Consider the following 19,951-nt stretch of genomic DNA (forward strand, 5'->3'; position numbering starts at 1 on the left):
TTTCAAAAAACTACCAATAAAACAATATGATAATCTATTAGGCAACTAAAAATTACTATATTTAGTCCGTTTTTAATAGGTGAATGCTTTCATGCTAAAATCAATATACCACTTTATAACAAAGCCATTCCTGTTTGAAACAGATGAAGAAATACGAAAAATAATCGGACTGCACATCGTGATGCTTGCAGCCTTGGTTTTTTCGATTATCGACCTCTCTGTTGCTATATTAGGAAGACCTGTTTATGCTTGTATACCTGGCGATATCACAATTATAACCATTGGTATAATTGGCTTATATTGTCTTCGAACTGGAAAAACTATATGTACTGTCAATAGTATTTTTCTGGCCCCTTTTGTGATCTACTTTTTTCACATATCCAAGCAATATTCAGTATTACCTATTCATCAGTCCATTCCCAACACACTATGGGTACTGATTGCTTCTTTGATTTTTCTTGTACTTTTTGATGGAAAACTGAAAAAGATTTCGATCTTTTTTGGCTGGGCTCTCATCACGCTATTATTTCATATTTATCAGGCTGACAGGATCTCAGATATTCTTCTTTACAAATGGCCTGGAAACGACATGGCATTCAATCCTGTTCTGCAATTAATTCTGGCATATGGAATTACTTTTTTCGTCACCTGGAATTTCTCGATAAGTATCAATGATCTTCGAACAAAGCTCAATGAAAACGAAAAGCAAGTAAATCAAACGGTAAAAGGTTTTCAACAAGGAGTTCTTCTCATGGAAATTGTCCGTGACGAAATGGAAAATCCTGTAGGTTTAAAGATTTTAAAGACAAACCCGGCCTTTGAAAGCATGTTCCGGGTTCAAGCTCGTGAACTTAGAGAAGCTGATGCAGAAGTAATTTTCCCAAAAGTTTTCAGAGACTCTTTTCAATGGAATAGCTTCTATCTTCAGTCCACTAAAAAGAAAACTGAAATTCATGTTGATCACCTGAATAAGTGGTTTGAGGTCTTTAATTTGTCTCCGGCTCCTGATCAAATTGCCAGTATTTTTTACGATGTTTCTCAGAAACAAAAAAACATCGAAAGCCTCCAAGATAGTCGTCGCCGCTATAAAGTTTTACTGGAGGCAATACCTGATATTTTCTTTATCATTGACAAAGATGGAATATACATGGACTTTGTCATTAAAGAATCGGAACTAATACAAATTACTGCTGATGACATTGTTGGAAACAGCATTTTTGAAGTCGGATTCTCCGAAAAAATGTCTCGGAAAATATTCCAATGTATACAGGATGCCATTCAATTTGAAACAATTGAAACAATTGAATATGCATTGGAGGTAGAAAAAGGTACCGCTATGTTTGAAATGCGTATTGCCAAGCTGGATGACAATTCTGTTATTTCAATTGCAAGGGACATTACCAAACGTAAAGTTGCTGAAATAAAGCTTGAAGAGGCTAAAATTAAAGCTGAAGAAGCCGATCAACTAAAATCTGCATTCCTTGCCAATATTTCTCACGAGATAAGAACTCCGATGAATGCAATTATTGGATTCTCTAAAATGATTGGCTCTCCTGATTTCGACATGGAAGAGAAAAACCGGTTCATTGAAATTATTGTCAGCAATGGGAAATTACTTATGGAGATGATCAACGACATGATCAGCCTTTCAAAAATTGAGAGTAATCAAATTATTGTCAAAAAAGACTTCTGCAAAATAAATGACATGATGCTTGACTTATATCGGGAATATAGCTACGATGTCAGCAATAAGCCAATCAAACTAAAATTGAGCAATGAAAATGCCAACCCTAAGTTTGGTGTAACAACCGACAAGGCAATATTGATGGAAGTAATGCAGAAGTTGCTTGATAATGCTGTTAAATTCACTGACGATGGTGAAATTGAATTTGGATATAAATTGCTCAGCAAAGATCAACTTCAGTTTTTTGTCCGAGATACCGGAATTGGGATCGACGAGGCACAAATCACCAAAATATTTGAACGCTTCCACCAAGTTGACAACAAAACGACCCGACGCTACGAAGGCACTGGCCTCGGCTTAGCAATTGCGCAGCATTTTGTAAAACTTATTGAAGGGACCATTGCGGTGAAGTCTGAGCTTGGATCAGGATCAACATTCTATTTTAATGTCCCATTCAAAGGAGGAGAAGGCACATTGACCATTGTCCGCTAATTCGCAGAATTCAGAACCTGATATCCTACCAACTCATCGTATCTTCCCGAAATTCCTTTGTGATAGACCTGTATCTGATATTCATTTTCAGTTTCGACATGACTGCCTTCCAAAACATCTTCTTCAGCTTCCGTTGATGCCTCCGGAACATATACATACTGAAAATTGTAATACCCTTGCTTTAATAATAAAGTAAGCTCGTAAGCAGCCGATTCATAATTCCAGGTCATCTCGTTGCTTTTATTAGCATTCCAATCAGTCAGTGCTCCAAAAACATTCACAGTTCCACCAAGCAACTGAGCATCCATTCTCAAGGTAAAATGGACAAAAATATAATCGCATTCAGTATCGTAATCCTCAACCCGATCCTGGCTTTCCACTACATAATTACCATTCATCTCTTTATAGCTGAAATACTTTTTATTGGAACGAATTTCATCTTCGAGTAAAGTTGCATGAAAGTAAGGACGATGAAAGGTTGTTGAAAATACATTCTCGCCATTAAACCGAGTGGTTCTAATGTCAAAGTAACGATATTCATTTCCACCTTTAAAAACATTCTCTTTATTGTAATCATAAACCAGCTGGTTTTGCTTGATAAAAAGCGGCTTCAAACCGCGAATAGCATTATCCCACCGACGATTTTTCATGATAACCACCTTAATATCTTCTCTTGGATTTGAAACATTGAGCTTCTCATGATATATGGAAAAATCAACTTCCTGGTTGTCGCCTTTAAATGGATCAAACGTTGCTTTTTTAACAATTCCCTTTACGTCAACTTTGGGATCTAACACATGAAAACGCCGGGTTAAAACCAACTTTTCCATATCCTGATCTTCGTAAACAATCAATATATAATTACCTGAATATTTAATATTGACCCGATCATTAGGAATATGCAATTGATAATTGACGTAAGTAGTTGTTGTATTGAAACTCATTGCATAATCATCCAACGGATTCTCCACAAAACCTTCAATGTATTCATTCTGCAGAATATACGATTCGTTCCAATCAGCATCACAATGCAATATTGTGTAATAATAGTTCCGCACTTCGCCGGAAAGATCGTCAAATTTAAGAATCAAACTTGCATCTGTTCCCAGTTCATAGATGGGGTGACTCAATTCTGAACCCTCTCGATAAATCTGAACCGTTTTTATCTCTTCCCGATAAACTGAGTTTTGGTAATAGAATTCGTTCTCGTTTTGCGCAAAAGAATTTAATGATAAAATAACGAAGAGCAGAATGGCAAAAAAATCATTTATTTGGCTAGTTTTTTTAGCTTTTTTCATTAAAACAACACTGATTTTTGAATTTGAAACAAAAAATTACCCTAGACTTTTAGTACAAATAACGTCTATACGTATGTAAATATTTTAATTCGTGTAAGTTTCTAGGTCAAAGATTGTAAAAAGTTTTTTAAATATGTACTTTTGACACCCTAAAATTATAACCACAACAAGGGATTACAATGTCAAAGCATTTTAAACTAAAACGCGGATTAAACATCCGGTTGAAAGGAGCTGCTGAAGCTGTTCTTGAGGATGCTCCCACACCAAAAACCGTAGCCCTGAAGCCGATTGATTTTCCAGGCTTAACTCCTAAACTTAAAGTGAAGGCCGAAGCTAAGGTAAAAGCCGGCGATGCTTTATTTTTCGACAAGTACAACCCTGAAATTTTATTCACCTCACCCGTAAGTGGGACTGTAAAAGCAGTGAACCGCGGTGAACGCCGTAAGATTTTGGAGATTGTTGTTGAGGCAGACGGTAAAAATGAAAGTTTGGATTTCACCAAAGGTGATCCATCATCGCTTTCGAGGGAAGAGGTTCGTGAGCAACTGCTAAAAAGTGGTCTCTGGCCATTTATCAAACAACGCCCCTATGGTGTGTTGGCTAAACCTAGTGATGTACCTGATCATATATTCATTTCAGGCTTCGACAGCTCACCGGCTGCTCCTGATTATGAATTTTTATTCAAGGAAGACAAGAGTGCAATTCAAACAGGAATTGATGCCTTGGCAAAATTGACTGATGGAAAAGTATTTCTGGGTCTATCTACCAAGCAAAGTGACGGTATTTTCTCTTCATTAAAAAATGTTGAGATTAACACATTTAGTGGACCTCACCCTGCTGGTAATGTAGGTATTCAGATCCATCATGTTGCCCCAATAAATAAAGGAAGTTTGATTTGGACTATTTCCGTACAAGCTCTTGCATACGTTGGCCGCATGTTTGAAACCGGCAAATTGAATATGTCCAAAACGATTGCTTTAACAGGTTCTGAAGTTAAAGCACCAAAATATTACAAAACGGTTCACGGTGTTGAGTTATCTGTTCTTTTAAACGGAAAAACAAAACAAGAAACCAAGGAGCGTTGCATTAGTGGAAATGTATTAACCGGCACGCAAATAGACAAAGATGACTATTTAGGTTATTTTGATCAGCAAGTAACTGTAATTCCTGAGGGAGATGAATACGAGTTTTTGGGTTGGGCTACTCCCGGAATCAATAAATTTTCTGCTAGTAAAACTTTCTTCTCAAGCTTATTCCCTAAAAAAGAATATGTATTGAATGCCAATATGCATGGAGGAGAAAGAGCTTTTGTTCTCACAGGTCAGTATGAAAAATTCGTCCCAATGGACATTTTACCTGTTTACCTGTTAAAAGCCATTCTTGTGAATGACATTGACAAAATGGAACAACTGGGAATTTATGAAGTAATTGAAGAAGATCTTGCATTGTGCGAATATGCTTGTACATCAAAAATTAAAGTACAGGATGTTGTAAGAGAAGGGATCAACTCAATGATAAAAGAATTGGGATAAGAACTGTTGCTTGAAACAAAATAAGAAACTCGATGAAAGCGATAAAAAACTTTTTTGAAAAAACGAAACCACATGTACAGAAAGGAGCCAAATTTCATTGGTTACATTCTACACATGATTCGTTTTTCACGTTATTTTTCGTACAGAAAGATACGTCAAAAACAGGAACACACATCCATGACTTTACGGATCTGAAGAGAACCATGGGAATTGTTGTGCTTGCGTTAGTGCCAGCATTACTAATGGGGATGTACAATATAGGCTATCAGCACTTTGGTGCAGCGGGCCAATTAGCAGATACTTCATTCTTCCAAATGTTCTTATTTGGATTTCTTAAAGTTCTACCAGTAATTATTGTATCCTATGTGGTTGGATTGGGAATCGAATTTATATTTGCCCAATTCCGTGGTCACGATGTAAATGAAGGATTCCTTGTTTCCGGAATACTAATACCAATGGTAATGCCAATCAATACTCCGCTTTGGATGATTGCAGTTGCTACCGCATTTGCAGTTATTTTTGGCAAGGAGGTTTTTGGTGGAACTGGAATGAATATATGGAACCCGGCATTAGTAGCACGGGCATTTTTATTTTTCGCCTATCCTGGTCAAATGTCAGGTGATTCAGTTTGGATTTCAGCAAGTGGCATTGATAAAATGGCGGACGGTTTTACTGGAGCCACTCCAATGGCTCAAGCAGTATTGGGAGAAACCAGCATTGATGTTTGGAATGCCTTTATTGGTCTTATTCCTGGATCAATTGGTGAGACTTCCACATTGGCTATCTTAATTGGTGCTGTAATCTTGATTGTAACTGGTATTGGCAACTGGAAAATCATGGTATCAACGGTACTAGGTGGTTTATTCATGGGGATCCTGTTGAATATTTTTGCGGTGAATGCATACATGGCTATGCCTTTCTGGGAACACTTGATTATTGGTGGTTTCGCATTCGGTGCCATCTTCATGGCTACAGATCCAGTTTCGGCAGCGCAAACCGACAAGGGGAAATGGATATACGGTTTCCTCATTGGTGTTTTAGCGATATTAATCAGGGTTATAAATCCTGCATATCCAGAAGGGATGATGCTTGCTATATTGCTTATGAACACCTTTGCGCCGCTAATTGACCATTATGTAGTGCAAGGCAATATAAAACGTCGTTTAAAACGTGCTCAGGTAAAAGCTTAATCTTATAAAAGAAAAGGAAATGGACAGAAACAGTAATGTTTACACGTTTATATACGCATCGGTAATGGTGATTTTGGTTGCTGCCGTTCTTTCAATTGCAGCGATCAACCTGAAACCATTTCAAGATATCAACATTGAGATCGAGAAAAAGCAAAACATCCTTGCATCAGTAAATATCAATGCAAGTGCGGAAAATGCAAATGATGTGTATAAAGAAAAAATCGTAAAGTCATACGTGGTAAATTCTATAGGAGAAGTTGTTGAAGGAGAAGAAGCCTTTAACATTGATCTTAAAGTACAACATTCAAAACCTACTGATGAGCAATTATTACCAGTTTTTGAATGTAAAATTGACGGATCTATAAAATATATTATTCCATTAAGGGGAGCTGGACTTTGGGGGCCAATCTGGGGATATATTTCATTGGAAAACGACATGAATACTATTTATGGAGCAACCTTTGATCACCAGGGAGAAACTCCCGGACTTGGAGCAGAAATATCAACAGATGCATTTACAGGTCCTTTTAAAGGGAAAAAGATTTTTGATTCAAATGGAGAGCTTGTATCTATATTGGTTGCCAAATCAAATGAAAGTGGAGAACCAGAACATAAAGTAGATGCGATTTCTGGAGGTACAATTACATCAAAAGGTTTAGAAAAAATGCTTTCTGATGACCTAAGTACCTACAAAGCTTTTTTCAACTCGAAAAAATAGAAGAAAATGAGCGATAGAGAACCTTTATTTTCAAAGAAAAATTTAAAGCTGCTAAGTGATCCAATCGACAGCAGCAATCCAATTACGGTACAAGTACTTGGTATTTGTTCGGCACTCGCAGTAACAGCTCAACTGAAACCGGCAGTTGTAATGTCTCTTTCGGTAATGGCAGTACTAGCATTTGCAAATGTTATTATCTCTTTAATGAGAAATGGCATTCCAAATCGTATCAGGATTATTGTACAATTAGTAGTTATTGCAGCTCTGGTAATCCTAGTTGATCAGGTGTTGAAAGCTTTTGTTTATGATGTAAGCAAGCAATTATCTGTATTTGTAGGTCTGATTATCACAAACTGTATCATCATGGGACGTCTGGAGGCATTTGCCTTGGGAAATCGTCCATGGCCGGCGTTCCTTGACGGACTTGGAAATGCTGCTGGTTATGGTGCCATCTTGATAATTGTTGGATTCTTTCGTGAGTTATTTGGTTCCGGCAGTATTTGGGGATTCAAAGTTATTCCGGCAAGCTGGTACATTGAAAATGGAGGATTCTATTCCAACAATGGAATGATGATTCTTCCTCCAATGGCTCTGATTACTGTTGGTATCATTATCTGGGTACAACGTGGCCGTAATCGTAAACTTATTGAAGACTAATTGCTAAAAAGTAGAAACTATGGAAAATTTGATTAATATATTTATTAAATCCATTTTCATTGATAACATGGTATTTGCCTACTTTTTAGGCATGTGCTCCTACCTTGCGGTTTCAAAATCTGTAAAAACGGCAACTGGTTTAGGTGTAGCAGTTATCTTCGTTTTGGGTATTACTCTTCCAGTTGACTATCTTCTGGAAACATATGTTTTAAAAGAAGGTGCACTCGTTTGGTTAGATCCTTCTTTTGCGAATGTCGACTTGAGTTTCCTCAGCTTTATCATGTTTATTGCTGTAATCGCATCAATGGTGCAGTTGGTTGAAATGGTGGTTGAAAAATTTGCTCCGGTGCTTTATACTCAACTTGGTATTTTCTTACCTCTGATTGCTGTAAACTGTGCGATTCTTGGTGGATCATTATTCATGCAACAAAAAGCTTTCCTTAATATTGGTGAAGCCTCTGTTTACGGATTAGGATCTGGCGTAGGCTGGTTTTTAGCTATTGTTGGTATTGCCGCAATACGAGAAAAAATTCAATACTCACAAATTCCTGCACCGCTTCGCGGACTAGGTATTACATTTATTGTAACTGGTCTGATGGGATTGGCATTTATGGGATTCATGGGAATAAAACTATAAACGACTAATAAACTCAGAACAATGATATTTTTAGCTACTCAAACAACAGTCGTTATTACCAGTGTCGCAGTCTTCCTGTTAGTAATTATCTTACTGGTAGCGATTCTGCTGTATGCGAAAAAGAAATTGACACCATCAGGGATTGTTAATGTTGATATCAATGATGGAACCCGTGTCATAGAAACGAATCCGGGAGATACGCTACTTACAACTCTTGGAAATAATAAAATTTTCCTTCCGTCTGCATGTGGTGGTGGTGGTACTTGTGCAATGTGTCGCTGCCAGGTAGTTGATGGTGGTGGATCCATTCTACCAACAGAAACAGGTTATTTTACCCGCAAGGAGCAAAATGACAATTGGCGATTGGCATGCCAGGTGAAGGTGAAGGAAGACATGAAACTTCAGATCCACAAAGAAATTTTAGGTATTAAAAAGTGGGAATGTGAAGTGGTTTCAAATAATAATGTTGCTACCTACATTAAGGAATTCGTAGTTAAATTGCCAGAAGGCGAAACTTTGGATTTCAAATCAGGAGGATATATTCAAATTGATGTTCCTAAAATTGATGTCGATTTTAAAGACATGGATATTGATGACAAATTCCGTCCGGAATGGGAACAATACGGCATGTTTAACCTGAGTATGAAAAACCCGGAACCAACATTCCGTGCATATTCTATGGCCAACCATCCAGCAGAAGGAAACATTGTAATGTTAAATATTCGGATTGCAACTCCTCCTTTTGACCGTGTAAACGGAGGTTTCCAAAAAGTGAATCCAGGTATTTGTTCTTCCTATATTTTCTCACGTAAACCAGGAGATAAAGTTACCATCTCTGGTCCATATGGAGAATTCTTCCTGAAAGACAATGACAATGAAATGATGTTCATTGGTGGTGGTGCTGGCATGGCTCCGATGCGTTCGCATTTATTCCATTTATTCCACACCGTTAAAGAAACCAAAAAGAATGTGACTTTCTGGTATGGTGCCCGTTCGTGGAGAGAAGTTTTCTACTATGATCAATTCAAAGACATCGAGAAAAACTTCCCGAACTTTAAATTCCATTTAGCATTATCTGATCCACAACCGGAAGATAATTGGGAAGGCCCAACGGGATTCATACACCAGGTAATTCATGATATATATTTATCGAAACATGAAGAACCGGAAGAAATTGATTACTACTTGTGCGGACCTCCGATGATGAACGATGCAGTTCAAAAAATGCTTTATGATTTGGGTGTCCCAGATGAAAATGTATTATTTGACGACTTCGGAAGTTAGAACGAAAGTTAACAAGATATATAGAGAGCCTTCAACCATCGTTGTAGGCTCTTTTATTTTCTATGTATCACGGTAAATAGTCATTACTATTTTCTCGACTCCATTTTTTTTTGTTCATTTGCCGCTTAAAATGTTGAATTATGAAGCTCTTAAGTTATCTACTTTCACCAATATATCTTTTCTGGTTTGGATTTCAGTTATTATTATTTCATCCCATTCAGGTTATTTGCAGATATATTGGAGGATATCCTCTTCGAAAAAAATCGGTTGATATCTTAAATTACTTTTTACTCTTTGGCCTTCGGATAATGGGCTCAAGTATAAAATTTGAAGGATTTGAGAAACTCTCACTGGATCGGCCATTAATTATTGTTTCCAATCATCAAAGCACCTTTGACATTCCTCCAATTGTTTGGGGTTTTCGAAAAATTCATCCACGCTTTATTTCTAAAATTGAATTAGGGAAAGGGATACCAAGTATTTCGTACAATCTTCGTCATGCAGGATCTGCGTTAATTGACCGGAAAAACCGTTCTCAATCTGTTAAAGAAATTATTCGCGTAGGTAGAATGATCGAAAAGGAAAAACATGCCGTTAGCATTTTTCCTGAAGGTACCAGAAGTAGAAACGGACAAGTTAAAAAGTTTCAGGAAGGCGGTATTCATACTTTAATGAAAGTAGCTCCGACAGCAATGATTGTACCATTTGTAATTGATGGACATAGCGAGTTGGGGCCCAATGGCTATTTCCCCCTGAAAGTTGGCGTAAAGCTCCGATACACCATGTTAGATCCTATTGATCCAAAAGGGATGACTGCAAAAGAGATTGCTGAGAAGTGTGAGTATTTGATCAAACAAAAACTAGGACAGGAATAAGCGGGAGTCTGAAATAAAAAAAAGCCACTTCAAAATGAAATGGCTTTCGGATATCATGATAGTAAAATTCTAAGCAATATTGGTAAAAACGTGTTGCACGTCATCATCTTCCTCCAGCTTGTCGATCAATTTCTCAATCTCCTCCAGCTGTTCTTCTGAAAACTCAACAGGTGTTGTTGGTATGCGCTGTAAATTCGCCTTGGTAACTTCAACATTCAAATCTTCCAATGCTTTTGAAAGAGAACCAAAACTAGTGTAATCAGCCGTTGCGTAAACAGTTCCTTCGTTTTCCTCAATTTCTTCAAGACCTGCATCAATCAGCTCCAGTTCATATTCTTCCAAATCCATGCCTTCGTTCAATTCAAATTCAAATACGGATTTACGCGAAAACATAAATTCTAATGACCCGGTAGGCACCATTTGTCCACCATTTTTATTAAAGTATGATTTTACATTCGCAACGGTTCGGGTGGTATTATCGGTAGCACATTCAACAAAGATCAGCACTCCGTGAGGACCTTTCCCCTCATAATTTACTTCAGTATATTCGCTCGCATCTTTACCACTCGCTCTTTTAATTGCCGCATCGATATTATCCTTAGGCATATTCTGAGCCTTCGCATTCTGAATAGCCGTGCGCAATTTGGCATTCATTTCCGGGTCAGGGCCACCTTCTTTTGCTGCCATCGTTATAGACCTTGATAATTTTGGAAAAATGCGAGACATGTGTCCCCAGCGTTTTTCTTTGGCTGCCCTACGGTATTCAAATGCTCTTCCCACGATTTATTTATTTAATTTGATTGGATTTTAACGATGCAAAAATAAAAATAATAGTTTGGAATCAACCTGCTGTTTCCTGAAAATCTTCAATTGGAATACCATTTCGATCAATTGTAAAATAAAATGTGGTGCCAACTCCATAAACGGAATCAACCCATATAGAACCTCCCATTTTTCGTACTAATTGTTTTGAAAGAAATAGTCCAATTCCAGCTCCACGACTTAGGGTTTCAGAATCCTCATCAATCTTTGTGAAACGCTCGAAAATTTTCTCCATATTTTGCTCTCTGATTCCAATACCGGTATCCCTCACATAAAACGTCAGTTCATTATCCAACAATCTGCATCCAAAGCTAACCATTCCCTCGTGCGTAAACTTGATGGCATTATTTATTAAGTTTCGAAGCACTTGCTCCAACCTCATTGAATCGGAAATTACCGTTGAACAGCTCTCCTGAAATTCATAATTAATTGCCAAACTTTCCTTTTTCTCGGTATTCAGTATATTTGAGAAACTGGCTTTTAAATTCTCAAACATATGTGGGATTTCTATCTTCTCATTTTTAAACACCATTTCATCAACTTCAATTTTCGAAAGGTCAATAATATCCTCAATCAACCCCAACAAATAATTGCTGTTCGTTTCGATGTGTCTATTGAAATCCTCCTTTTTGTTTTGGTCGAAATCTTCATCAACTAACAATGAAGAAAATCCTATGATTGCGTTTAACGGTGTGCGAATTTCATGCGACATATTTGCTATGAAAGCAGACTTTAACATATCGGCTTTTCTTGCCCGTTGATACTCCTTTAAGTAGGTTTGCTTTAAGATGATTGAAAATGCCATAATGAGAATAATGGTGATAAACAAACCGATATAAACATCTGCAACACGAGTCAATTCACTAGGATAATGGCCTACCACATCCGGATTATTCAGTTCTATAAAGAGTAGTGTCAGAATGTTAAGAAACAAAATAGACGAGACTAAAATAACTCTCCTTTTATCCCAAATAAATACAAAAAAAGCGCCCAGAATAATAAAAACAGCCAATATTGGTCCTCGTGATCCATAATTAAAATACCACGAGAAATTAAGAATTACGATCCCTAAAAACGAAATTAGATAATACAGTAAGGTACTTACGCCCCAGAATCTCGCCCAATAATAAAAGAGGCCAAAAATCAACAACATCATCAGCGACACATAAATCATAACTACATCAATCCCGAGCAAAAAGTTAGTTATCGCAATGACCAATCCAGAGATAGAAATGATCAAGCAAGTTGCCATAATCACCCGCCCTTCGAATTGATGTGTTTCTGAACTACCAAAAATATATTTTAAATAACGAGCGGTGAGTTTCTTAATTAATGACATGTCTGTTTGCTAATGGAATTGAACTAATAATATCGATTATTAAGCGTGCAAATTTACACATTGCTGCAACTAAAAAATTATCTTTATCCTACAATTATAATAATACTGGAACAATACTCAATAGTTATAAAACATGGCAAACACTGTATTTAACAATACGCACATCAATTCATTACAATCATTTAGCAAAAGACATGGAATTACCATTTTGATTCTTTCCATCTTTTTGGCATCGTGTAATCCTACAAAAAGCTACGTTTCAAACCAAGGAGCAATTTACGGTACTATTTATCACTTAACTTATGAAAGCCCCAATGGAAAAGATGTACAAGATGAAATTGAAGTGGAGATGCAAAAACTAAATTCTTCACTTTCAACCTACGATCCGGAAGCCGTGATTTCAAAAGTGAATAAAAATGAAGAAGTTGTATTGGATGATTATTTTCTGACAGTGTTTAACCGTGCGATGGAAATATCGGAAATAACAAATGGAGCTTTTGACATTACTGTTGCTCCAATGGTGAATGTATGGGGATTTGGTTTTAAGAATAAGGAGCAGGTCACCCAAGAATTGATTGACTCCCTGAAAACCATTACCGGATATAAAAAGATACACTTAAAAGATGGAAAGGTTGTAAAAGACCACCCCAATACAATGCTTGATTGCAGTGCAATTGCGAAAGGCTATGCCTGCGATGTGGTCGCAAATTTCCTCAGAGAAAAAGGTTGTGAAAATTATATGGTTGAGATTGGTGGCGAAGTAGTAGCCTATGGTGAAAATGCTAAAGGAAAGGCTTGGTCAATCGGAATCAGCAATCCTAAAGACGATGAGTTCTTAGTCAATCAAAGTCTGAAAGCAGTTGTGAAGCTACCTAGCAAAGCGCTGGCAACCTCTGGAAATTATCGAAACTTTTATGTAGAAGACGGCAAAAAATATGCTCACACCATCGATCCAAAAACAGGATACCCGGTACAACACAGCCTGCTTAGCTCAACTGTACTCGCTGATAATTGTATGACTGCAGACGCATATGCAACTGCTTTTATGGTAATGGGCCTCGAAAAATCTATTGAACTGGCAAATAGTGTTGAAGAAATTGAAGTCTATTTTATCTATTCCGATGAAGATGGTAATTACAAAACCTACGCCAGCAACGGTTTTAAATCTCATTTAGTAAAAGAAAACTAGTTACTGTATACTGGATCGACCATCCAATCCTTCAGTTATTCAGTGATTCGGTCATTCAACAAATCAATCCTTGTGATTAACATCCCCCTTTGAAGTCTTCCAGGATGCTGAGTTCTTTAAATGAAAGTTCTTTTCGGGCTTTGGCCTGTTCCACTTTGTCGAATGTTTGTGCACAGGTAATACCTTTTTGCCGTAAATGCTTATTGCTTCCTATATGTAAGTTTGGAAATTTGCCGTTTTTCTTAAAAACTACCCGTGTTGCCAGTCCGAATAAAGCCAGAGCCACCAGCGCAACAACAACTAAAAATAACTTGAAAAATTCCATCAATCTACCCTTTCATTAATTGGTGACAAAGTTATAAAATAATCAACTTCTAAAAGAGGGAAAAGGTTTAAAAAGTGTTATTGGAAACTCTTTCTTTTTAGGAAACAAACCCCTATTGCTGTTTATTCTACGACGAATTGGAATCATCAAAATGATTAGACTTAGACTTTTTGAGATTTGATATCTTCACTTAATAATTATGGCATCATATTTTTTCAGGAATTCTCTTCATTAAACAACTACGCCTCCTGTTCCTTCGGAAAAACAACTCAATTAAAAGATAATGTTTGTTTTGATTTTTGTACTTTTATAATCCGATGAAAACACCTGCAGAATTTCCCGGTCCCACCTTAAAAGCAGTGTTAAAGCTGAGAGGTTTTAAAGTGAGCCGGAATAAAGTTCCCAAAAGCAAACCGACACCATTTGGCCGCCGGCATTTCTACTTAATTCTGCTAAGTATTGGTGACAGCAAAATGCATTACGGCGACCATATTTTTCATCTCAACGGGGTGTATCTTTTTTTCGCGAATTCGCGGGTACCCTATGCAACTGAAATTCTATCGGAAAACCATACCGGCTATTCCTGCGTTTTTACAGAGAATTTCATCAAACCGATTGAGCGATTGGAAAGCCTGCAGCAATCGCCTTTATTCAAGGTAAGCGGAACTCCCTCCTTTAAACTCGACGAACAGCAACAATCCAGGCTAGCCGGAATTTTTGATGCAATGATTGCAAATGAGGCTACAGATTATTTGTACAAAGACGACCTGATGCGTAATTATATCCAACTTATTATTCACGAAGCGTTACGCATGCGACCAACTGAACATTTTACGCAGTTTAATAATGCGGCGCTGCGCATAACTACGCAGTTCATGGAAGTACTTGAACGCCAATTCCCGATTGAAAACCTGAATGCCCCCCTAGAACTGAAAACAGCAATAGACTATGCCAGCCGCCTTTCAATTCATGTAAACTACCTGAACCGTGCAATAAAAGAGATAACTGGAAAATCCACCACCACGCTTATTGCAGAACGAATCACTGCCGAGGCAATTTCCTTACTTCGGCACACCGACTGGAGCGTTGCAGACATTGCTTACGCACTGGGATTTGAATACCCGAACTACTTCAGTAATTTCATTAAAAAAGCTACCGGCAACAATCCAAAATACTACCGCCCACACAAGGTTTGAATTTTATACTTTTTGGCTTGAATAGTTTATCCTTTCCGACTGTGCTCACTCTACCTTTGTTTCGTTGATTGATTCTCTGATTATCTAATTTCTCAGTTTGAATCAGGAAACAACGGGAGAGATTTAAAAGTCACAAAATTAAAATGAAGTACGATGGAAAATTTAGAAAACAAAAGAGAAAAGGTGAATTCGATTTATGTTGAATCCCTACCTTACAGTGCAGGTATCGATCATGGTATGTTAAGTACGTTTAAACCTGGCACACAAACCTTGCCTAAAGGTTACCAACTCGATCCTAAATTTCTTGCATTACCAGTTGATATTGTATTTGAAAAAGATGTTGAAGTAACCTTGCGCGACGGTGTAAAAATTTACACCGATATATTTCGTCCGGCTAATACCGAAAAAGTTCCGGTCATTGTTGTATGGAGTCCCTATGGAAAAAGTGGAGGATCAGCCCCAAAAACTACCATGCTTTATAATATGCTTGGTATGGATAACAGCATGCTTTCGGGATTAGCTAAATTTGAAGGACCCGATCCTGCATACTGGTGCGCAAAGGGATATGCGGTATGCAACCCCGACCCTCGCGGAATTGCCATGTCTGAAGGTGACAGTTCCATGATTGGACGCCAAGAGGGAAAAGATTGTCATGATTTGATTGAATGGCTAGCCGCGCAAGAATGGTGCAACAGTAAAGTCGCCATGAGTGGCACTTCTTACCTGGCATTCTCACAGTGGTTTACAGCTGCCGAACAACCGCCACATTTGGCCGCCATTAACCCTTGGGAAGGTTTAAGTGATGCATATCGCGACCTATCGATGCGTGGAGGAATGCCGGATCTTCACTTCACTATGCGACTGCAAGTAAACCATGTTGGTAACGGTAAGCGTGAAGATGTGCATGCTGAGGCCTTGCGCTATCCATTAGCTAACAACGAAATCTGGGAAGACAAAATTGCGCGTTTCGACAAAATTACTGTACCCGCCTATGTGGTGGCCAGTTATTCCAACACACTGCACACTGCAGGTACCTTCCGGGCGTGGCGAAGAATGGCGTCCAAAGAAAAGTGGCTGCGCATCCATAATACCCAGGAATGGCCCGACTACTACGAAGATATCAACAAAGAGGATCTGCTTCGCTTTTTCGACCATTATTTGAAAGGTGTGGACAATGGCTGGGAAAATACACCTCGTGTTCGGTACTCGGTGCACGATTTTGAAGGTGGAGATCGCATCAACCTGCCTGCCGACCAATTCCCGCCAAAAGATGTCAACTACACCAAATACTATCTCGACGGCAGGACACGAAACCTAACCTTGCAAGTTCCCTCACAAGAAGTACCAGCGACTTATAACACAGAAGCAGATACAGGTCTGGCTTCATTCACAATACGTTTTGAGAAGGAAACTGTTATGGTTGGTTATCCCAAGGCGCATCTCTGGGTAGAAGCCAAAGGAGCAGACGACATGGAATTGTTTGTTCTCATTCAGAAACTAGACGCACAAGGCAGTCACCTGCAGCAATTTGTTGTTCCCAACCAAGGTGCTCTGATGCACGATCTCACCGAACATGGCGGATCTGTATTGCGCTACAAAGGATCAAACGGCCGTTTGCGCGTTTCGGCTCGCCATTTGGATGAAGAACTTTCTACCGATGAAGTTCCGGCACACAGTTTCGACCGGGTGGAGAAATTGCAAGCAGGCGAGATTGCGGAAATCCAGATTGATCTTTTCCCAATCGGAATGGTATTTTACCCGGGCGAACAGCTTCGTTTTGTAGTTAGCTCGAAAAATGATTTGGGTGCCATCATGCCCGGAACACCCGGATATGTTCCCGACAACAAAGGGCAGCATATCATCCACACAGGAGGATCGCACCCATCCTACCTTCAGCTGCCAATTCAATCGGCATAATTTACGCCGGCTGAAAAATGCCTAAAAAGACATGGATTGTTCATATTAAAAATAAAACGTCCGCAAAAGTGTATTCCTACATTTTGGCGGGCGTTTACCAGGTAAATTTTTCAAAAGACTAATCAATTCCCGAGGCAGACTGTTTATGAACAGTTCGCCGATCTATATTTTATTTCGGGATAATTTTAGAAAGCGCCTAAAATACAGTAGATTTAGTAGATAAAACCTGAAAACTTCAAAGTATCGGATCATGCTTGAAATAATACTGAAAAACAAAGAAATCATTAAAGCCAAAAATACAGATGAACTCTCAAATGTAGATTTGGATTTCAATCATATTCATTTTATTGATTATACAGAATCAGATATCAAATGGGTTCAGAATAAATTTGGACTTGATTTTTCGATCATGCAACGTTATGAGGATATTGAAATTAGTTCGCACTTTTTAGAAAATGAAAATCAAGCTTCATTTCATTTCTCGATTCCGTTTTATAACGATGAAAAAAAGTTGGTTGAAGAACCAATTTTCCTAATCATGTCTTCGCATGGACTCTTTTTGTTTTCAAGTTCCGACCCCGATGAATTCTTCAATAGAACGTACGCCAATAAATTCAAGTGGATACAAGAAATATCTGATCTGAATATGATATTTAAAACTCAGATTGAGTTTATTACAGACTACTATGCCGATATCACAGAAAACCTAACCAAAAGAATAAAATCGCTTGCAAACAGAGTGCTGATTGAAAAGGAATTTACAAAGGAAGATATGGATGTGATTACTCGGTACAATTTCAACAACCTGCTCATTAAAGAATCTCTGATTGAAACCACGCGAGTTTTTAATTTGTACAAGAAAAGCAAATGGGAACAAAAAATCGGCATTAAAGAAACTATTGAAAGGGAATTAAATGACCTAACGGTTGTGTCCGATTACATTCAATTTAATTTCGACCGCCTGGATGATTTAAAAGAAAATGTTACCAACAAGATAGATTTGGAACAAAACCACATTTTCAAAATGCTTACTGTTGTTACCGTCTGTATTTCTCTTCCAACATTAATTGCCGGAGTATATGGAATGAACTTTGAAAAGATGCCGGAGCTAAAAACAGCTTATGGATACCCGATCGTATTAATCGCAATGGTATTCTCTGTAATCCTTCCCCTCATTTATTTTAAACGAAAAAAGTGGTTTTGAAATTTAAATGTAGACAAGACCATTCTTCATTTTTTAGTCGTTATTAAATAATGACGCGTCGACTTTTTGAGTTTTCATCCAATAATCAAATAATAATTGCTTCACTTTTTGGCTGGGCAGGCAATTATCAAATTATGATGGCTTCCTTTTTTGACTGGGAAGGTTTCATTAAATGATAATTCACCACCCTGCTATAACGATAGCAATATACAAACGTACATGACTCCATTTTTGCATAGGCAACAATCTTTTGTTTAGATAAAAAATATCTATTTCAATTTGATTTTGTTAACTTGTATTCCTTAAATAGAATTTGAATTACTTGAATTGATAAATTGAAGAATTCGGAGTGAGTAGGTTCAATATTAACATAATAGCTACAACACGAATTCAATACAGATCTTAGCTATCAATAATGAGCCAAAACAATAAATGGAAAAACAGATTACTATCCTCAAGTATACCTTTAGAATATGAGGTTGCCTCAATTATAACAAAAGAGGGATTTATTGTTGATTTTGACTATGCATATCAGCGATGCGACGAAAAGGAAGAAAAAGAATTTTCCATTGACTTACTTGCCAAAAAATTTAGTGTTTTTAAGCAATATGAAATATCAGCCATTCAAGTTGATTTAATCGTTGAATGTAAATATAGAAATCCAGATGTACATTGGGTTTTCATGCCAAACTCAGAACTTGATAGTGAATTAATCCACTTTTGCAGTGCTTTAAAAATCTTCCCACATTTTTCTGAGTTTCGATTAAAGAGCAACAAAGAGATGCATCAGCTTAACAATTGTAATGGGCTTCCTATTTCACAAATAAGCAAAAAAGGAATAGAGATAAATACCACAAGCGGAGAAGTTCATGATACAGGGATTCATCACGGCATTAACCAATTAATGTATTCATTACCCATTGTTTTATCAGAAATTATAAATGAAAGTTTCGAGAATGACTTGAGCGTTGTATGCCCTTATGCGTATTGCCCAATACTAGTTACAACCGCAGATTTAAGAATGCTGAAGAATAATTTTTCTAATAAACTAGTAAAAAATGCAGAAGCACTTGAAGAAATTTCTGACGCAATTCCATATTTAATGTTTAGCACAGGTTTGTATCCAACTTTCAAAACACATTGTAAAAATGTATTTCGCAATATCCCTGCTGAAAATGGACTTGAAAGATTTAATTATTACAACGACTTACATGCTATCTCAATCAAAAATTCTGATAAAAATATTTTTCCAACGGAGAAATTTATGAACGGTTTAAAGAAAGGATTTGAACAAGGTTGTTTTACTGATTTTATAATCTGCAATTTGAATTATTTAGATGATTTACTTCTCCTATTAAAAAACTCAATTAATCATATTATTATTGATACTGAAAAACTAACAAAAAAGCTTTAGGTAGGTTATATAAACTGTTTCAGGCTATACTTCATTAATAAGACAACGAATATTCATATTAACCAAAAAGGAAACTGTAACTTTTCAAAAGTTTCAAATGAAGAAAAGCAAAAACAAAATAGTCAAGCAAAAGACCCCCTTAAATTTCCATATTATCGTTCAATCTTAGTACTTTTAA

At 37.4% G+C, this 19,951-nt stretch carries 17 protein-coding genes; 13 read left to right on the top strand and 4 right to left on the bottom strand.

Going from position 1 to position 19,951, the window contains the following annotated elements; genetic code table 11:
• Positions 1-91 precede the first annotated feature (91 nt).
• Positions 92-2,176 carry a PAS domain-containing sensor histidine kinase gene (locus ACUNWD_RS04925; RefSeq protein ID WP_445586665.1) on the top strand — a complete coding sequence of 695 codons (2,085 nt, stop codon included), beginning with the start codon at positions 92-94 and terminating at the stop codon, positions 2,174-2,176.
• On the opposite strand, the gene ACUNWD_RS04930 is transcribed toward ACUNWD_RS04925, so the two are convergent.
• Positions 2,173-3,474 (bottom strand): type IX secretion system plug protein, encoded by a 1,302-nt coding sequence (locus tag ACUNWD_RS04930; protein ID WP_445586666.1) that lies wholly within the window; start codon positions 3,472-3,474, stop codon positions 2,173-2,175. The genes ACUNWD_RS04925 and ACUNWD_RS04930 overlap by 4 nt on opposite strands.
• Positions 3,475-3,653: 179 nt before the next feature.
• Between ACUNWD_RS04930 and ACUNWD_RS04935 the strand changes: the two genes are divergently transcribed.
• The 7 genes from ACUNWD_RS04935 (at position 3,654) to ACUNWD_RS04965 (ending at position 10,367) form a co-directional block, all read left to right on the top strand.
• On the top strand, positions 3,654-5,006 hold the full coding sequence (locus ACUNWD_RS04935; RefSeq protein ID WP_445586667.1) for a Na(+)-translocating NADH-quinone reductase subunit A: 1,353 nt from the start codon (positions 3,654-3,656) through the stop codon (positions 5,004-5,006).
• Positions 5,007-5,038: 32 nt separating this feature from the next.
• Complete coding sequence (locus tag ACUNWD_RS04940) at positions 5,039-6,196, top strand: NADH:ubiquinone reductase (Na(+)-transporting) subunit B (protein WP_445586668.1); 1,158 nt, start codon at positions 5,039-5,041, stop codon at positions 6,194-6,196.
• A 19-nt stretch (positions 6,197-6,215) separates the two neighbouring features.
• Positions 6,216-6,914, top strand: coding sequence for an NADH:ubiquinone reductase (Na(+)-transporting) subunit C (gene nqrC, locus ACUNWD_RS04945; protein ID WP_445586669.1), 699 nt, complete (start codon positions 6,216-6,218; stop codon positions 6,912-6,914).
• Between the two features lie 6 nt (positions 6,915-6,920).
• A complete protein-coding gene (locus tag ACUNWD_RS04950) occupies positions 6,921-7,571 on the top strand; it encodes an NADH:ubiquinone reductase (Na(+)-transporting) subunit D (protein ID WP_445586670.1) in 651 nt (216 codons plus the stop codon).
• A 19-nt stretch (positions 7,572-7,590) separates the two neighbouring features.
• Positions 7,591-8,208 carry an NADH:ubiquinone reductase (Na(+)-transporting) subunit E gene (gene nqrE / locus ACUNWD_RS04955; protein WP_445586671.1) on the top strand — a complete coding sequence of 206 codons (618 nt, stop codon included), beginning with the start codon at positions 7,591-7,593 and terminating at the stop codon, positions 8,206-8,208.
• Between the two features lie 21 nt (positions 8,209-8,229).
• Positions 8,230-9,492: an NADH:ubiquinone reductase (Na(+)-transporting) subunit F gene (gene nqrF / locus ACUNWD_RS04960; protein WP_445586672.1), complete on the top strand. Its 1,263-nt coding sequence runs from the start codon at positions 8,230-8,232 to the stop codon at positions 9,490-9,492.
• A 140-nt stretch (positions 9,493-9,632) separates the two neighbouring features.
• Positions 9,633-10,367 carry a lysophospholipid acyltransferase family protein gene (locus tag ACUNWD_RS04965; RefSeq protein WP_445586673.1) on the top strand — a complete coding sequence of 245 codons (735 nt, stop codon included), beginning with the start codon at positions 9,633-9,635 and terminating at the stop codon, positions 10,365-10,367.
• 69 nt (positions 10,368-10,436) lie between these two features.
• Here ACUNWD_RS04965 and ACUNWD_RS04970 read toward each other — a convergent pair whose 3' ends face one another.
• Both ACUNWD_RS04970 and ACUNWD_RS04975 read right to left on the bottom strand, forming a co-directional pair.
• Positions 10,437-11,147, bottom strand: coding sequence for a YebC/PmpR family DNA-binding transcriptional regulator (locus ACUNWD_RS04970; protein WP_445586674.1), 711 nt, complete (start codon positions 11,145-11,147; stop codon positions 10,437-10,439).
• A 61-nt stretch (positions 11,148-11,208) separates the two neighbouring features.
• On the bottom strand, positions 11,209-12,528 hold the full coding sequence (locus ACUNWD_RS04975; protein WP_445586675.1) for an ATP-binding protein: 1,320 nt from the start codon (positions 12,526-12,528) through the stop codon (positions 11,209-11,211).
• A 133-nt stretch (positions 12,529-12,661) separates the two neighbouring features.
• On the opposite strand from ACUNWD_RS04975, the gene ACUNWD_RS04980 reads away from it, so the two are divergent.
• The gene (locus ACUNWD_RS04980; protein ID WP_445586676.1) at positions 12,662-13,717 is read left to right on the top strand and encodes an FAD:protein FMN transferase; all 1,056 of its coding nucleotides are present in this window, start codon (positions 12,662-12,664) and stop codon (positions 13,715-13,717) included.
• A gap of 76 nt (positions 13,718-13,793) precedes the next feature.
• Here ACUNWD_RS04980 and ACUNWD_RS04985 read toward each other — a convergent pair whose 3' ends face one another.
• Complete coding sequence (locus tag ACUNWD_RS04985) at positions 13,794-14,042, bottom strand: hypothetical protein (RefSeq protein ID WP_445586677.1); 249 nt, start codon at positions 14,040-14,042, stop codon at positions 13,794-13,796.
• 317 nt (positions 14,043-14,359) lie between these two features.
• Between ACUNWD_RS04985 and ACUNWD_RS04990 the strand changes: the two genes are divergently transcribed.
• From ACUNWD_RS04990 to ACUNWD_RS05005, 4 genes are all read left to right on the top strand, one after another.
• Complete coding sequence (locus ACUNWD_RS04990) at positions 14,360-15,238, top strand: helix-turn-helix domain-containing protein (RefSeq protein WP_445586678.1); 879 nt, start codon at positions 14,360-14,362, stop codon at positions 15,236-15,238.
• 153 nt (positions 15,239-15,391) lie between these two features.
• Complete coding sequence (locus ACUNWD_RS04995; protein WP_445586679.1) at positions 15,392-17,155, top strand: CocE/NonD family hydrolase; 1,764 nt, start codon at positions 15,392-15,394, stop codon at positions 17,153-17,155.
• Positions 17,156-17,405: 250 nt separating this feature from the next.
• Positions 17,406-18,359 (top strand): CorA family divalent cation transporter, encoded by a 954-nt coding sequence (locus tag ACUNWD_RS05000; protein ID WP_445586680.1) that lies wholly within the window; start codon positions 17,406-17,408, stop codon positions 18,357-18,359.
• Between the two features lie 415 nt (positions 18,360-18,774).
• Positions 18,775-19,773 (top strand): hypothetical protein, encoded by a 999-nt coding sequence (locus tag ACUNWD_RS05005; protein ID WP_445586681.1) that lies wholly within the window; start codon positions 18,775-18,777, stop codon positions 19,771-19,773.
• Positions 19,774-19,951: the final 178 nt, after the last annotated feature.

The organism is Sunxiuqinia sp. A32, assembly GCF_052690465.1.

What these genes read in the sequence shown, in the direction of transcription:
- ACUNWD_RS05005 (WP_445586681.1), top strand. Translation starts at nt 18,775, where the DNA reads ATGAGCCAAAACAATAAATGGAAAAACAGATTACTATCCTCAAGTATA.
- ACUNWD_RS04975 (WP_445586675.1), bottom strand. Translation starts at nt 12,528, where the DNA reads ATGTCATTAATTAAGAAACTCACCGCTCGTTATTTAAAATATATTTTT.
- ACUNWD_RS04950 (WP_445586670.1), top strand. Translation starts at nt 6,921, where the DNA reads ATGAGCGATAGAGAACCTTTATTTTCAAAGAAAAATTTAAAGCTGCTA.
- ACUNWD_RS04995 (WP_445586679.1), top strand. Translation starts at nt 15,392, where the DNA reads ATGGAAAATTTAGAAAACAAAAGAGAAAAGGTGAATTCGATTTATGTT.
- ACUNWD_RS04985 (WP_445586677.1), bottom strand. Translation starts at nt 14,042, where the DNA reads ATGGAATTTTTCAAGTTATTTTTAGTTGTTGTTGCGCTGGTGGCTCTG.
- ACUNWD_RS04980 (WP_445586676.1), top strand. Translation starts at nt 12,662, where the DNA reads ATGGCAAACACTGTATTTAACAATACGCACATCAATTCATTACAATCA.
- ACUNWD_RS04940 (WP_445586668.1), top strand. Translation starts at nt 5,039, where the DNA reads ATGAAAGCGATAAAAAACTTTTTTGAAAAAACGAAACCACATGTACAG.
- ACUNWD_RS04930 (WP_445586666.1), bottom strand. Translation starts at nt 3,474, where the DNA reads ATGAAAAAAGCTAAAAAAACTAGCCAAATAAATGATTTTTTTGCCATT.
- nqrC (WP_445586669.1), top strand. Translation starts at nt 6,216, where the DNA reads ATGGACAGAAACAGTAATGTTTACACGTTTATATACGCATCGGTAATG.
- ACUNWD_RS04965 (WP_445586673.1), top strand. Translation starts at nt 9,633, where the DNA reads ATGAAGCTCTTAAGTTATCTACTTTCACCAATATATCTTTTCTGGTTT.
- ACUNWD_RS04990 (WP_445586678.1), top strand. Translation starts at nt 14,360, where the DNA reads ATGAAAACACCTGCAGAATTTCCCGGTCCCACCTTAAAAGCAGTGTTA.
- ACUNWD_RS04935 (WP_445586667.1), top strand. Translation starts at nt 3,654, where the DNA reads ATGTCAAAGCATTTTAAACTAAAACGCGGATTAAACATCCGGTTGAAA.
- nqrE (WP_445586671.1), top strand. Translation starts at nt 7,591, where the DNA reads ATGGAAAATTTGATTAATATATTTATTAAATCCATTTTCATTGATAAC.
- ACUNWD_RS04925 (WP_445586665.1), top strand. Translation starts at nt 92, where the DNA reads ATGCTAAAATCAATATACCACTTTATAACAAAGCCATTCCTGTTTGAA.
- ACUNWD_RS05000 (WP_445586680.1), top strand. Translation starts at nt 17,406, where the DNA reads ATGCTTGAAATAATACTGAAAAACAAAGAAATCATTAAAGCCAAAAAT.
- nqrF (WP_445586672.1), top strand. Translation starts at nt 8,230, where the DNA reads ATGATATTTTTAGCTACTCAAACAACAGTCGTTATTACCAGTGTCGCA.